We start from the raw sequence: 13,108 nt of genomic DNA, 5'->3' as shown, positions 1-13,108 counted from the left end.
CGCCGGTGGTCGGCGGGGCCTTCGGGGCGTCGGGTGTGGCGTCAGGCGATCTTCTTGTAGCGCAGGGCGACGTACGACGAGGCCGGGTGGCCGCCGATGTTGCCGCTGTAGACGTTCGCCGTCGAGTAGTTCATGTCCGTGGCGGTGCTGCCCTCGGCGTAGTAGTAGAAGGTGCCGGCGTCCTGGTCCTTCCAGCCGGCGAAGAGGACGGCGTGCTCGGAGTAGTAGTTCAGCGCGTCACCGGGCCTGAGGTCGGCCTTGCTGATCTGAGTGCTCGCGCTGGAGAGGGTCTCGGTCGTCAGCGAGGTGGTGAGGTGCCAGGTCATGGAGACGAAGCCGGAGCAGTCGGTGCGGTAGGAGTGGTCGCCGTCGACGTCGGTGGCGTAGGCGCTCTGGCTGTACGGGATGTTGCGGTTGTACCAGTCCTTGGCCCGGGCGATGACCTCGTTGCGGTAGATGGTGCCGCCCTGTACGGACTTCGGCGGGGTCGGCGCCACGTAGGCGCAGTTGTTCGCGTAGGACGACAGCAGGCTCTGGGTCCAGCCGGACGCGTCCACCGGGTCGTCGGAGTGGTACGCGATGTCGCTGCCGTCACCGTCGGTCGGGTCCGAGTCGTGGTACCAGTACATGCCGCCGTTGGTACGGCCGTAGTAGAGGCCGCCACCCGGTGAGGAGAGCGAGTCCACCGCCGACCAGCCGCTCGACTTCAGGACCGCGCTGTCCCAGTCGTTCACTCCGTTGATCTTGTAGCTGAGCAGCCGGCCGTCCGAGGTCGAGGCGACGATGCGGTCGTCGCCCGCGGCGGCGAGCGTCTTGAGGACGAAGCCGGTGTCGATCACGACGTGCTGGCCTATGTGGGCCGACCCCGAGGGCTTGGCCTGCGACACCAGGTACTGGTGGAGCTGACCGTCGACCGTCCCGTAGAGGTGACCGGCGCCGTCGTAGACCAGCTTGTCGAAGGTCCAGCCGCCGTCCCAGATCTTGACGACGCCCGCGACCGTGAGGGACGTGTTGTTGGTCTGCACGTCGACCCGGTAGAGGTCGCCGGTGGTCGAAGTGACCAGCACGGTGTTGAAGTTGAGCGCCGCCATGGCCTTGGGCGTGAAGCCGAGGTTCGGGCCGATGAGCGTCTTGACGCGGTCGCCGGTGTTCGGCTCGATCTGCGTGTACGTCAGCCGGCCGTCGGACAGCGTGCCGTACATCGACACGTCACCGGTGCACGACGCGACGGCATGCGCGGCTCCTGCGGTGGTCGCGACCAGGCCGAGGGACATCGCGCTGACGGCGACCACGGCGGCGGTGGTACGGCGGACGGCATGGCTCAGCTTCATCATTTCTCCTGCGGTGGGTAGGTCGAGCGGGCGAAGGCACATCCCTGGCCCGGACAGCTGCCCTGCAGGTGCAGCCGTGAAGGTGTCTCGGATGTGACTCCCGGTGGCAGCAACTACTCTCGCCGCAGGTCACGCGGGTTGGAAGAGAATGCGGATGGACGCAAACGTCCTTGGCCCGTTGCGTCCTGACGGGGCGTGGGCGGCGACCGGCAGGGGGTCAGGGCGGCGACCGGGGACCTCGTACCGCCGAAGGGGCCGCCCCCTCGGGGACGGCCCCTTCCGCACGCATCGCGGTCGGGACCCACTACGCCCCGATGGACCGCTGCCTCTCCCCGTCAGGACATGTCGAGATCGGGTAGGGCGAAGAACCCCGCGATCGCCCGCATGATCCGTTCCTCGTCGTCATCGCTGCCGAAGTCCGCGTCCGGGTCGACCAGTTTCGCCGCGGCGAGAGCCGGGAGCAGCAGGTCGGGCTCGTCGCCACCCCGGTATCCCGGGGTTTCGAAGCTGAAGAAGGTGACCAGGCGCCCATCGCGGTAGTACTCGAAATCGGGACCGAAGGCCTTGGCCATGCATGGTTCGGTGGCGATGACGACGAGTTCTCCGCCGTCCCGGCACATCGGCCCGTAGTTGGGGAGGTCGTAGTCGCCGGTCTGCCAGCCGAGCATGGGGTGCATGATCACCCCCCACTCGGTGCCCTTGCCGTACGCGAGCGGCATCCGCCGGGCCGCGAGGAGTTTCCGTGTGAGCGCGTCCAGGGACATGCCCCGGAAGAAGACGACGTTGATCTCCTCGTGCTGCGCGAGCGGTTGGTGTATCCAGTGCCTCATACCGCGCACGGTAGAGGAGCGCACTGACATGCTTGGATTGCTCCGTGACGCTCGCGCGGGCTTCGTCCCATGGGCAGTGGAGAGTCGGGGCACCACACCGATCGCCCCTGAGGAGGCGCCTTCATGCGACCAGTGCCCGCCGTGAGCGGACGTGATGAGGACGAGGCACCATGCCCGGCGAAGGCCACCCGCTCCTGGCGATCACGACGCTGACGCCAGGGGACTGCGAGGACGACAAGGACTACCAGCAGCTGATCGAGTTCGGCCGCGAGTTCCGCACCACCCCTTCGGGGGTCCACGAGGTCTACGCGAACCTGAGCATCGCCAACCTGGGATTCGAGGAGTTCGCGGCGTGGGCTCACGATGATCCCGAAGGGGTCTTCCGCTCGTCCGCCTGAAGCGGTGGATGACACCGTCTCGAGGCGAGATCTCGCGAGCCGCCGTGCGCCGTCCACTGGAGGCCGAGGACGTCGAGGTCGTTGGTGAGGCCGCCGACGCGACCGAAGCCGCTTGCGCCCTTGAACTGAAGGTGGCCTTCGCGGCGGTCTACGGCCGGAAGCCGTCGATGGCCAGTTCCAGCAGGCGGTTGGCCTGGGCGGCGCCTTCGGGATTGTCGGGGGTGCGCCACAGGCAGCTCATGAGCATGATCACGTCGACGGGGTCGATCCCGGGGCGTACCTCGCCGGCGCGTTCGCACGCCTCGAGGAGCCGGCCCACGGCGGCGGTGACGGGGGGCCACGAGGCGCTGACGACCTCTTGTGCGGCAGCGGAGTGGAGTGCCTCTCCGAGTCCGTGCTTGATGCGTACGTAGCCGGCGAGGGTGGTGAACCAGTGCCGCAGCGCGTCCAGCGGGGCATGGGTGGCGAGGACGTCCGACACGGAGTCCACCAGGCGGTCGACGTCGCGCCGGTGGACCTCCAGGAGGAGCGCCTCCCGGGTGGGGAAGTGCCGGTAGAGCGTGCCGGGGCCGACGCCCGCGCGTTTGGCGATCGAGTTGAGCGAGGCGTCGGGGGACTCGGCGAGTGCGTCGTGGGCGACCTGGAGGATCGCGTCGCGGTTCTTGAGCGCGTCGGAGCGCTGCCGTGCGGCGTCGGGCATGGATCCTCCTGGCGTGCGGACGGCCGTCCATTGCAAAGCGGAGAACTCTCCGCTAACGTGGCCGAAGTCAGGCGGAGAACTCTCCGCTTACTTTCGTCCTCCATTGTAGGAGCCCTTTCGTGCACTACATCAAGCTCGGCCGCACCGGCCTGGACGTGTCCCCGGTCGCCATCGGTGCCATGACCTACGGCGAACCCGACCGCGGCCACCCCGTCTGGTCCCTGGACGAGGAAGCCAGCCGGCCCCTGATCAAGCACGCCCTGGAAGCGGGCATCAACTTCTTCGACACCGCCAACCTCTACTCCTACGGTTCGAGCGAGGAGATCCTCGGCCGCGCGCTGAGGGACTACGCCAACCGCGACGACGTCGTCATCACCACCAAGGTCCGCCACGCCATGCGCCCCGGCAGCCCCAACGGTGGCGGACTCTCCCGCAAGGCGATCATGAGCGAGGTCGAGCACAGCCTGCGCCGCCTGGGCACCGACCACGTCGATGTCTTCATGATCCACCGCCTCGACAGCGACACGCCGCTGGAGGAGACGCTCGAGGCCCTGCACGACGTCGTGAAGTCCGGCAAGGCCCGCTACCTCGGCGCGTCCTCCATGCACGCCTGGCAGTTCGCCAAAGCCCTCCACCTGCAGGAGCGTCACGGCTGGGCACGATTCGTCACGCTGCAGGACCACTACAACCTGCTCGCCCGCGAGGAGGAACGCGAAATGCTCCCGCTCTGTGCCGACGAGGGCGTCGCCACCATGATCTGGAGCCCCCTGGCCCGCGGGCGTCTCGCCCGCCCCTTCGACCAGGCGAACGCCGGCTCGCGCGCCACGACCGACGGCGCCTACGCCGACATGCTCTACACCAACGCCGACAGCGACCGCCGGATCATCGACGAGGTCGGCGCCATTGCCGACGCCCGGGGCCGCACCCGCGCCCAGATCGCCCTGGCCTGGCTCCGCCGCAACCCCGTCGTCGCAGCCCCCGTCGTCGGCGCCCGCACCATCCAGCAGATCGACGACGCCGTAGCCTCCCTCGACCTGGACATCACCGACGAGGAGGCCCGCCGCCTCGAAGCCCCCTACACTCCCCGCTACGACTTCCAGGGCGTCTCCGACGTACGCGAACTCGAGCGCATCAAGGCCGCCATCCCCGGCTACGCCAACGTCTGACGACAGTGTCCCGGCGCTCTCCGAGCGTGCGGCCGCGCGCCTCGTGTGCTCGCGCGGCAGTCTGTCCAACGCCCGCCCCCATGATCCCGCCCCGGCCCGAAACCCCTGGGTAGAGGAGTGCGTAAATCTGCTGTGCCTCTGGGAGGGTCGTGGCGAATGCGGTCGTGCAGACGGAACAGGCGATCCGGACGATCGTTACCGGGCGCGTGTCCAGCGCATTGAGGTATCCGGTCGGCCGGTCACGGAGCCCGTTCGATCCATGTCCGGGCGAGTCCGGTAACCCAGGTGGCCGCCGCGTCGGGATCGGGCGGGGGTGCGCCGACGATGACGAGTTCCGAGACGCCCGCCGCTGCCAGCACGGGCAGGTGCTCCGGTGTGCCGTCGCTCAAAGCGACGGCGACCGTGAGGTCGTCGAATGCCCGGCCGTGGCGGGCGCACTCGTCGGCGAGGACTGCCACGCGGGAAGGGACGTCCGTCGCGGCGACGTTGAAGCCGTACCAGCCGTCGGCCAGCCTGGCCGCGCGACGCAGGGCGGCGTCGCTGTTGCCGCCGAACACGACGGGGAGTCCACCACCACGCAGCGGCTTGGGGTTGACCCGGATCGCGTCGAAGCGGGTGAACTCCCCGGCGAAGGAGGCGGGATCGTCGGCCCACAGAGCGCGCATCGCGGCGAGGTACTCCTCGGCGCGCCGACCGCGCCCGGCGAAGGGGACCCCGAGTGCCGCGAACTCCTCGGCCGACCAGCCGACCCCGACACCGAGGGTGAAGCGTCCGGCGGAGAGCAGGTCGAGTGTGGCGGCCTGCTTGGCGGTCACGACCGGGTTGTGCTCGGGCAGCAGAAGCACGCCGGTGGCGAGTTCGATCCGGCTGGTGACGGCTGCGGCGTAGGCCAGGGCGAGCAGCGGGTCCAGCCAGTCCGCGTCCGCGGGCACGGCGATCCGGCCGTCCGCGGAGTAGGGGTACCGGGAGGCGGGTGCGTCAACGAGAACCACGTGCTCGCCGCACCAGAGCCTGGCGAACCCGTGCGCCTCCGCGGCCGTGGCCACCGCAGCGATGACCCGCGTACGGGCACCGTCACCGATGCCGAGCGCGTGCAACCCCACTCGCATCCGCCACCTCCCGGCGTCACCCTAAGCGGCAAGCGCGGTCGCGCTCCGGGTGACGTGGCACACCGCGCGCGGAGGCGGCACGGCGCGGCACCCGAATGGACGAGGCCACGACTACGCGGCACCGGGCTCGAGGCCCGGACACCGGGTCAGGCCGGCTCGCAGCGGCTGCGGAGGAGTTGCACGCCGTCGCCCTCGAGGTCGTCGCAATAGGCCGCGCGCCCGGTCGTGGCCATGATCAGAGCTACGGTGGGGCCCGACACGGTCGGTCCGGAGCCGGTCGTGAAAGGGCCGTCGTCCGCGACGAGTTTCAGCCCGTCGATGCGTCCCTTGGCAAGGACCACGAGGTCCGAACCCCGGTAGTACTCGGCCACCTGCGTGACGACCTCGATCGGGTAGTCGTGACGGATGCCCAGCGGGCGCCGAATGTCCTCCGCGTGCACGATCGTCTCGCCCAGCATGGCCACGGCCGGCAAAGGAGGCTTCGTCGTGCTGGAGACGACACGCCGAAATCGCTCAAGCGTCTCCGCCGGAGTGCCGCCCAGTTGCTCGGCCAGCCGCATGGCCACCTGTTTGTCGAAGTCGAACCTGCAGCGGATGACCCCCGCCATCCAGCGCACGGCATTGAGGCTCGCGCCCGCGGTGAGGTGGGCGAGCACCTCGCGCACCGTCAGCCCCGTGCACAGCGACGGCGTTGCCCAGCGCTCGTCGGTCAGAACGGCAAGATCTGCTGCCAGCGCCGCTCGCTCCGTGCGGATGGAGGGCCAGAGGCCGTTCCTGCGGCTGCGGTCCGCTGTCAGTTCCGGATCAGTCATGAGCGGGGGTCTCCTGTCGCGGGCCGGATCGGGTGGACGTCCGTTACGGGTACTCGTGGGGGAGACTCCCGCCCACAGGCAAAGTCATCGCCCGCGAGTGACCTCTTCTCCGGCATCCGAACGCTGGGCATCCCATGCTCGGCGGCGGGACGACACCTGTGACCGGCCGCAAAAGAGGTGGTCAGGGGATGCCGGTCCGGGGATAGGGTCGGCGGATGCGCCAGTTCACAGAGACCGCGGTGTTGTCGGGGATCGTGCGTGAGGCACTGGGAGCGCAAGCCGATGTCGTGGGGGTGGACCGGTTGCGTGGCGGGAGCAAGAAGGGGGTCTACCGCGTCCACGTGGACGGATCACGCGCGGCGAGTGTGATCGTCTACAGCTGGGCCGAGGGCGAGAACTTCTGGCCGGCCGAGGACGGCATCGACGCCGCCCACCCGTTCGCTCCCGCCTCGGGGCTGGTTCCTTTTCTGGCCGCTCAGCGGAGCCTGGACCGTATCGGGGTCCGGGTTCCAGGGGTGCTCCTGACCGACGACAGCCGGCGCCGCTACCCGGCGGACGTGGCGGTCGTCGAGGACGTTGCGGGCGGCACCTTGGAAGCGCTCCTGAGAACCGATCCCGCAAGCGCCTCGGACCCCTTGAACGAACTGGCGGCGATGCTCGGCGTGATGCACCGGCAGCGCAGCGAGCATTACGGCAGGGTGGACGTGCTGGAGCGCGGCGACCAAGCGAGTGGCCTTTCGTGCGAGCAGTTGGTGCTCGAGCGGGCCCTGGGAGATCTCGCGGAGGCGGCCGGACGCGACCCCGGCATCGGATCAGCCGCCGCCCCGTTGCGTGATCGCCTGCGGGAGCTGGCCGCACGGGTCTCACCGCGCACGGAATACGGACTGATCCACGGCGAACTCGGGCCCGACCACGTCCTGGTCGACGCCGGCGGACACCCCGTCCTCATCGACATCGAGGGCCTGATGTTCTTCGACGTCGAATGGGAGCACGTGTTCCTGCAGCTCCGGTTCGGTGAGCAGTACCCGGCCTTGTCGCGCGCCGGACTCGATCCGGCACGACTCGACCTGTTCATGCTCGCGATGCGCCTCTCCCTGGTGGCGGGCCCCCTGCGGCTCCTGGACGGCGACTACCCGCAGCGCACGCTGATGCGGGACATTGCCGACCACAACGCGAAGGAAGCGCTGGCCCTGCTGGTCCGGTAGCGCCGGCGCACCCGGACCGTGGGCGGGACCGGTGCGACGGCCGCACGGCAGGCGGGACTGCGCCCTGACGTGCGGCGGAAAAAATCTTGCGGGCCCCTGTCGATCCGGAGCCGTCCCGTTCGACGTGATGGTGTGCGGCCTCTCGCCGCACGATGACGCGACAGGACCTGATGAGGGAAGACGTGGAGCAACTGCTGAGAGTCATGAATTTCAACGTCTCGAGTGACGGGATCGGCGCAGGCGAGGATCAGAGCCTGGAGAGGCCTTTCGGCTGTGATTGTCCCGAGAGGCTGTTCGGCTGGGCCGGGGCCACGGCGAGCTGGCCGAACCGGACGGATCCCGGAGGCAGCCGGGGCCTGGACGACTACTTCACGCGGGACTTCGCCCGCAATATCGGTGCCGAGATCATGGGCCGCAACAAGTTCGGGCCCCAGCGCGGGCCCTGGCACGACCACGAGTGGCGCGGCTGGTGGGGAGACGAGCCCCCGTTCCGCACGCCGGTGTTCGTCATGACCCACCACAAGCGTCCTTCGTTCACCCTCTCCGACACCACGTTCCACTTCGTGGACGGCGACCCGGTCACCGTCCTGGAGCGGGCGCGTGGAGCGGCGCAGGGCAAGGACGTCCGACTCGGTGGCGGGGTCAGCACCATCCGGCAGTTCCTTGACGCCGACCTGGTCGACTCCCTGCATGTGGCGGTCGCGCCGGTGAAGCTGGGGTCGGGACTGCGACTCTGGGAGTCGCCCGATGAGCTGCTCGACCGGTTCCACCTGGAGGTCGTGCCCAGTCCGAGCGGCGTGACGCACCACCTGTTCTGGCGAAGGTGACGCGAGGGCCCATCCGGGTTCGGGCCACCGGCGCGCGGGCGCGATGACGCGTGGTGCGGGCGTCGCGTCGGCGCCGGTCGTCCTACCGGGCCTCTGGTCCGCACGAGGTGACGGTGCTGGCTCACGCCGGGCCGGCGCAGGGGGACGGGCGCCGCTCTTGGCCCGTCCCCCGTCCCTGCCGACCGGCTCGAGCCGGGGCCGTTGCGGTTATGCGGCGATTGACGCTCAGACCTGGTGCGGGCAGGCGTCCAGGACGTCTCGGATCGCTCGCCTGCGCGGAAAACGTGAGCGTGAACCGTACGGGTGACCCTCCAGCTTTCGGACAACCGCGCTCAGCCACTCGGGGTCGCCGAGCCGGGCGGCTCGGCCACTGGCCGCGACCTCGTCGAGCAGCAGGCAAGCTGCCGTGATCTCCCGGCGGGGGTACCTCCGGGCGTGGTGGGTGAAGTCCGCGCTCCACTGTTCATAGGGATTGCGCGCGCCAACCCCGACGTTGGCGGCAAGACCCACGTGCTGGGTCGGCCGGCCGAGCCAGGACAACAGCACTGCTACCCGGCGCAGCCGTTTCGAGTGATCCGCCCGATGGGGCTGGACGCTGAGTACGATCTCCCGCACGCGCGACCAGGCCAGCTGATGTGTACGGACGCCCCACACCACATGCGAGAGACCGTCCCCCGTCAGCCTCACATGGTCTCCTGTGGGGTCGCCGATGACCCATTCCCCGTCGATGAGCTCAAGGGGCCCGAGTCGATCGGCCATGATCCTGTCCTTCGTTCCGCTGTACGGTCGAGCGCCGCCCGAGGAATGATGCATGACGCGGGTCACGGGCTGCCCCGCCGGGGTGCTGCGGGTCAGGCGGGTGCCGGAGTGCGCGCCGCTGCTTCCCGGCAACGCGGCAGCAGGCGGCAGCCGGTCGCCTCAGCCGCGAGCGGCCGCTCTGAACCGCCCCGGCGGCTGAGAGCGCGCGCGGCTGAAGGCCCGGCTGAAGGCGTAGCCGGAGGAGTAGCCGACCGAGGCGGCGATCGTGTCGAGGCTGTCCTGGGTGTCACGCAGGCGGCGGGCGGCGAGGTCCATGCGCCAGCGGGTGAGATACGTGCCTGGCGACTCGCCGGTCGCGGCGGCGAAGCGGCGGTCGAGGGTGGCACGTGAGACGCCGACCTCACGGGCGAGGGCGGCGGTGGTCCATGGCCGGGCGGGTTCTTCGTGGAGCCTGGTCACGGCGGCCGTCACGACCGGGTCGCCCAGGGCGCCGAGCCAGGAGGGAGCGGACGTCCCACCGGAGGCGAGCCAGGCCCGCAGCACGTGGATGAGCAGTACGTCCACCAGGCGGTCGAGGACCACGCCGGTGGCCGCACGCGGAGCGGCGAGTTCGCGGCCGAGCAGGCGCACGGTGTCCTGGGCCAGCGCGTCGGGGTCCTCGCCGGCCCGCAGGTGGACGACCTCGGGCAGCAGGGCGAGCACCTGCGTCGAGACGGTCCGGTCGTGGTCGTAATCGGCGCACAGGATGCGGGCGCGTACCGGTCCGGTGCCGATCGACACGGTTCCGGAGGTGGTGATGTGCCAGTCGTCGAACGTGCGGGGTCCCGTGCGGGCCACCGCCGCCGGGTCGCTGCCGAGTGCGTGCTCGGCCCCGCCGGGCAGGAGGACGACGTCACCCGGCATCAGCTGGAGGGGCGGGCCGTCGGGCAGGCCCACCCACACCGTTCCGGCGGTGACCGCGTGGAGCGACGCGCGCGGTGTCGCGGAGGTCCACCACCAGCCCCAGTCCTCGCCGGCCTCGATGCGTGCACCGACAGCCCCGCGCACATCCGACAGGGCCAGCACCTCGGCGAGCAGATCCATGGACGCAGCGTACCCCAACACCACTCTGGTCTGAGACAAACAGCCATTATCGTGTTGCATTGAGCCATCGTTTCGCTCATGGGTTGCGTCATACGGTGATCCCATGAAGATTTCAGGAAGCACTGCACTGATCACCGGGGCATCTCGTGGACTCGGTCGCCACTTCGCCGAGCAACTCCTCGAGCGCGGCGCCAAGGTGTACGCGACCGCACGCGACCCCGAGCGCGTGGACATCGCGGGCGCCGAACCCCTGCGCCTCGATCTCCTCGACCCCGCGTCCGTCACCGCCGCGGCGGCAGCCGCATCGGACGTCACGCTGGTGATCAACAACGCGGCCGTCAGCCTCTACCAGGACCTCGTCACCGGTGACCTGGACAAGATCCGCCGCGAGGTGGACACCTCCTTCTACGGCACCCTCTCGGTCGTGCGTGCCTTCGCCCCGGTGCTCGCCGCGAACGGCGGGGGCGCGATCCTGAACGTGCTCTCGCGTCTGTCGTGGCTCTCCTATCAGGGGGCCAACTCCTACGCGGTCGCCAAGGCCGCCGCCTGGAGCCTGACCAACGGCGTCCGCCTGGAGCTGGCGGGGCAGGGCACCCAGGTCACCGGTCTGCTGATGAGCTCGACCGACACGGACATGATGAGCCGGTGGGACATCCCGAAGAACGACCCCGCGGATGTCGTGCGCCAGGCCCTGGACGGACTCGAAGCCGGCGCGCTGGAAGTCCTCGCGGACGAGGACACCCGCTCGGCGAAGGCGGCGCTCAGTGCCGACCCGGGCGAGACGTACGGCACGCTCCTCGCGGCGACGCGAACTCACGGCGTTCCGGGGGGCGCCAGGCAGTGACACGGAGCAGGTGACGCGTCGCCGCCGGGCGGTGTCTTGCCGATGGGGCAATGGCGGTTGGTTCCCCCGGCTACGCTGACCACGTCACTGGGGGGACCATGGGCGGTGTGGGTCGTCCCGGTGTGCGGGACCGTGCTTCTGGACACCCCGGGTTGCGCGCCAGTCGGCCAGTCAGGACCATCGGGTCCTGAGCCGATTCCGGTGAGGACGGTCGGCGCCGACCGGTCCGATCGAGTCCCCGAGGGGAGCAATGGCATGAAGAGACTCCCTCGGCGCTTCTCCGGCTCGGCGACGATCGCACCCGCAGCGACCTCGCTGACCTTTCGTCCCAGCCCCGGAGACACGTCGTGGCAACCGGAATGGGTCCCACGCAACGCTGTCAGCCGGCCGACGGCCGTCGAGCAGCTCACCCAATCGGCCTTCATCTGGGACAACTTCAAGGTGAGCGCAGCCCTGAGGATCGGCGCTGCCGACTTCTCCGACGCGGCCGACTTCGTCTGCGTTCTGGACCTCGTGCTGATGCTCCAGGCTGCGCGAGTCACCTTGCGCGAAGACGTCCTCGCGGTGGTCTCACTCTCCGATTGCCAGGACGAGTGGCACTTCACTCGGGACCGCGGCGTCGTTCGGCTTCGGACTCGCTATGCGACCCGGGAGGGCTGGTGCTTCCGCCCCGCCGAAGGGCGTTGCCGGATCGGCGAGTTCGAGGGCCTTGTGGACCGGGCTCTGTCGGACGCCCTCTCCCTGCTCTTCTCGAAACAGCCGGCGACTCGGCGAAATCCCTACCTTCAGGGCCTGGCCGCCAGGGGCTTTGAGGCGGCCTGACGGTCCACCGCTTCGGCAGCATCCCGAACGAGCTCGGTGCGAGGCACGCGGACCTGTTGCCCGGTATCCACACCTCAGGCAGCGCAGAGGACGCGGAAGGCTCGCTCTGCGTTACCGGCGCTACCGAGGTGGTGGGATTCCCGGGCCGTGCGCGGAGGTCAGGGACGGCCCGTGGCCGGTACCTCCTCGGCCGCGGGTACGGGACCGGGAGGGGTGCCGTCGCCGAACGGCCGGCCACCCAGTTCCTCCCTGTGGTGTGGTGTCAGCCAGTTGGCGAGGTCGGGTCCGAGCGGCGTGATCCCGTTCGGGTTCACCCCGGTGTGCACCTGGTGGTAGTGCCGCTTGATGTGGTCGAAGTCGACGGTGTCGCCGAAACCCGGCGTCTGGAAGAGGTCGCGCGCATAGCCCCAGAGCACCGGATTCTCGGTGATCTTGTACAGGTTGCACTTGAAATGACCGTGGTACACCGGATCGAACCGCACCAACGTGGTGAACAGCCTGATGTCGGCCTCGGTAATGGTGTCGCCCATCAGGTACCGGCGGGTGGTGAGCCTTTCGGAGACGGCGTCGAGTCGCCCGAAGACAGCTCCGCAGGCATCCTCGTAGTCGCCTTGCGTGGTGGCGAAGCCGGCCCGGTAGACACCGTTGTTGACGTCCTGGTAGATGTCGTCCATTACCTCGTCCATCTCGTCCCGCAGCGCCTCGGGGTAGAGATCGGGAGCGCCTTCGCGGTGGAGGGCGCCCCATTCGGTGGCGAGGTCCAGGGTCAGGTGATGGAAGTCGTTGGTGACCAGCTTGCCCGTGGGAACGTCGACGATCGCGGGCACGCTGACCCCGCCCGGGTAGCCCGTTTCGCGCGCGTCGTACGCCTCTGAGAGGTAGCGGATGCCGAGCACCGGATCACGTCCCGACTCGTCGAGGGTGAAGCGCCAGCTGCGGTCGTCCTGGATCGGGTCGGTGATGCCGACGGAGATGGCGCCTTCCAGTCCGAGCAGTCGCCGGGAGATCAGTGCGCGGCTCGCCCAGGGGCAGGCGCGGCTGACGACGAGGCGGTAGCGCCCCGCCTCGACGGGCCAGCCGTTCCTGCCGTCCGCCGTGACGCGGTCGGCGAAATGCCTGGGGGAGCGCGTGAAGCGTCGCCGACCGAACTCGGCGTTGGCGCTCGCCGGGGTGTCGTCGTGGCCTTCGGCTTCTCTTGCTGGTGTGGTGGCGCGCGTCATTG

14 protein-coding genes are annotated in these 13,108 nt (G+C 69.6%); 6 read left to right on the top strand and 8 right to left on the bottom strand.

Annotated features, from left to right (window positions below; genetic code table 11):
• Positions 1-41 precede the first annotated feature (41 nt).
• Together ACFW3D_RS21220 and ACFW3D_RS21215 are read right to left on the bottom strand one after the other, a co-directional pair.
• Positions 42-1,334, bottom strand: a complete 1,293-nt coding sequence (locus ACFW3D_RS21220; protein ID WP_500505804.1) for a tachylectin-related carbohydrate-binding protein — start codon at positions 1,332-1,334, stop codon at positions 42-44.
• A 332-nt stretch (positions 1,335-1,666) separates the two neighbouring features.
• A complete protein-coding gene (locus tag ACFW3D_RS21215; RefSeq protein ID WP_500505803.1) occupies positions 1,667-2,161 on the bottom strand; it encodes a DUF6461 domain-containing protein in 495 nt (164 codons plus the stop codon).
• Between the two features lie 170 nt (positions 2,162-2,331).
• On the opposite strand from ACFW3D_RS21215, the gene ACFW3D_RS21210 reads away from it, so the two are divergent.
• Positions 2,332-2,559: a DUF6924 domain-containing protein gene (locus tag ACFW3D_RS21210; RefSeq protein ID WP_500505802.1), complete on the top strand. Its 228-nt coding sequence runs from the start codon at positions 2,332-2,334 to the stop codon at positions 2,557-2,559.
• Between the two features lie 148 nt (positions 2,560-2,707).
• On the opposite strand, the gene ACFW3D_RS21205 is transcribed toward ACFW3D_RS21210, so the two are convergent.
• A complete protein-coding gene (locus tag ACFW3D_RS21205; RefSeq protein WP_500505801.1) occupies positions 2,708-3,259 on the bottom strand; it encodes a TetR/AcrR family transcriptional regulator in 552 nt (183 codons plus the stop codon).
• 119 nt (positions 3,260-3,378) lie between these two features.
• Here ACFW3D_RS21205 and ACFW3D_RS21200 point away from each other — a divergent pair, with 119 nt between their 5' ends.
• Positions 3,379-4,425, top strand: a complete 1,047-nt coding sequence (locus tag ACFW3D_RS21200) for an aldo/keto reductase (RefSeq protein ID WP_500505799.1) — start codon at positions 3,379-3,381, stop codon at positions 4,423-4,425.
• A 239-nt stretch (positions 4,426-4,664) separates the two neighbouring features.
• On the opposite strand, the gene ACFW3D_RS21195 is transcribed toward ACFW3D_RS21200, so the two are convergent.
• Positions 4,665-5,534: a TIGR03619 family F420-dependent LLM class oxidoreductase gene (locus ACFW3D_RS21195; protein WP_500505798.1), complete on the bottom strand. Its 870-nt coding sequence runs from the start codon at positions 5,532-5,534 to the stop codon at positions 4,665-4,667.
• 146 nt (positions 5,535-5,680) lie between these two features.
• The gene (locus ACFW3D_RS21190) at positions 5,681-6,346 is read right to left on the bottom strand and encodes a maleylpyruvate isomerase family mycothiol-dependent enzyme (protein WP_500505797.1); all 666 of its coding nucleotides are present in this window, start codon (positions 6,344-6,346) and stop codon (positions 5,681-5,683) included.
• A 215-nt stretch (positions 6,347-6,561) separates the two neighbouring features.
• Between ACFW3D_RS21190 and ACFW3D_RS21185 the strand changes: the two genes are divergently transcribed.
• Both ACFW3D_RS21185 and ACFW3D_RS21180 read left to right on the top strand, forming a co-directional pair.
• Positions 6,562-7,551, top strand: coding sequence for a phosphotransferase family protein (locus tag ACFW3D_RS21185; protein ID WP_500505796.1), 990 nt, complete (start codon positions 6,562-6,564; stop codon positions 7,549-7,551).
• A 182-nt stretch (positions 7,552-7,733) separates the two neighbouring features.
• Entirely contained in the window at positions 7,734-8,378 is a 645-nt protein-coding gene (locus ACFW3D_RS21180) for a dihydrofolate reductase family protein (RefSeq protein WP_500505810.1), read from the top strand.
• Positions 8,379-8,603: 225 nt separating this feature from the next.
• Here ACFW3D_RS21180 and ACFW3D_RS21175 read toward each other — a convergent pair whose 3' ends face one another.
• Together ACFW3D_RS21175 and ACFW3D_RS21170 are read right to left on the bottom strand one after the other, a co-directional pair.
• Positions 8,604-9,137 (bottom strand): hypothetical protein, encoded by a 534-nt coding sequence (locus ACFW3D_RS21175; RefSeq protein ID WP_500505795.1) that lies wholly within the window; start codon positions 9,135-9,137, stop codon positions 8,604-8,606.
• A 159-nt stretch (positions 9,138-9,296) separates the two neighbouring features.
• Positions 9,297-10,220, bottom strand: a complete 924-nt coding sequence (locus ACFW3D_RS21170; protein ID WP_500505794.1) for an AraC family transcriptional regulator — start codon at positions 10,218-10,220, stop codon at positions 9,297-9,299.
• Between the two features lie 103 nt (positions 10,221-10,323).
• Here ACFW3D_RS21170 and ACFW3D_RS21165 point away from each other — a divergent pair, with 103 nt between their 5' ends.
• Together ACFW3D_RS21165 and ACFW3D_RS21160 are read left to right on the top strand one after the other, a co-directional pair.
• Entirely contained in the window at positions 10,324-11,064 is a 741-nt protein-coding gene (locus ACFW3D_RS21165; protein WP_500505793.1) for an SDR family oxidoreductase, read from the top strand.
• A 255-nt stretch (positions 11,065-11,319) separates the two neighbouring features.
• On the top strand, positions 11,320-11,886 hold the full coding sequence (locus tag ACFW3D_RS21160) for a hypothetical protein (RefSeq protein ID WP_500505792.1): 567 nt from the start codon (positions 11,320-11,322) through the stop codon (positions 11,884-11,886).
• A 158-nt stretch (positions 11,887-12,044) separates the two neighbouring features.
• On the opposite strand, the gene ACFW3D_RS21155 is transcribed toward ACFW3D_RS21160, so the two are convergent.
• Positions 12,045-13,106 carry a glutathione S-transferase family protein gene (locus tag ACFW3D_RS21155; protein WP_500505791.1) on the bottom strand — a complete coding sequence of 354 codons (1,062 nt, stop codon included), beginning with the start codon at positions 13,104-13,106 and terminating at the stop codon, positions 12,045-12,047.
• Positions 13,107-13,108: the final 2 nt, after the last annotated feature.

Source organism: Streptomyces sp. NPDC058864, assembly GCF_042742985.1.
Lineage (GTDB): Bacteria > Actinomycetota > Actinomycetes > Streptomycetales > Streptomycetaceae > Actinacidiphila.
This window is presented reverse-complemented; position numbering and strand designations above follow the sequence as displayed.

Excerpts from the sequence above, each read along its gene's own strand:
- ACFW3D_RS21220 (WP_500505804.1), bottom strand. The coding sequence starts at position 1,334 with ATGATGAAGCTGAGCCATGCCGTCCGCCGTACCACCGCCGCCGTGGTC.
- ACFW3D_RS21215 (WP_500505803.1), bottom strand. The coding sequence starts at position 2,161 with ATGAGGCACTGGATACACCAACCGCTCGCGCAGCACGAGGAGATCAAC.
- ACFW3D_RS21210 (WP_500505802.1), top strand. The coding sequence starts at position 2,332 with ATGCCCGGCGAAGGCCACCCGCTCCTGGCGATCACGACGCTGACGCCA.
- ACFW3D_RS21205 (WP_500505801.1), bottom strand. The coding sequence starts at position 3,259 with ATGCCCGACGCCGCACGGCAGCGCTCCGACGCGCTCAAGAACCGCGAC.
- ACFW3D_RS21195 (WP_500505798.1), bottom strand. The coding sequence starts at position 5,534 with ATGCGAGTGGGGTTGCACGCGCTCGGCATCGGTGACGGTGCCCGTACG.
- ACFW3D_RS21190 (WP_500505797.1), bottom strand. The coding sequence starts at position 6,346 with ATGACTGATCCGGAACTGACAGCGGACCGCAGCCGCAGGAACGGCCTC.
- ACFW3D_RS21185 (WP_500505796.1), top strand. The coding sequence starts at position 6,562 with ATGCGCCAGTTCACAGAGACCGCGGTGTTGTCGGGGATCGTGCGTGAG.
- ACFW3D_RS21175 (WP_500505795.1), bottom strand. The coding sequence starts at position 9,137 with ATGGCCGATCGACTCGGGCCCCTTGAGCTCATCGACGGGGAATGGGTC.
- ACFW3D_RS21170 (WP_500505794.1), bottom strand. The coding sequence starts at position 10,220 with ATGGATCTGCTCGCCGAGGTGCTGGCCCTGTCGGATGTGCGCGGGGCT.
- ACFW3D_RS21165 (WP_500505793.1), top strand. The coding sequence starts at position 10,324 with ATGAAGATTTCAGGAAGCACTGCACTGATCACCGGGGCATCTCGTGGA.
- ACFW3D_RS21160 (WP_500505792.1), top strand. The coding sequence starts at position 11,320 with ATGAAGAGACTCCCTCGGCGCTTCTCCGGCTCGGCGACGATCGCACCC.
- ACFW3D_RS21155 (WP_500505791.1), bottom strand. The coding sequence starts at position 13,106 with ATGACGCGCGCCACCACACCAGCAAGAGAAGCCGAAGGCCACGACGAC.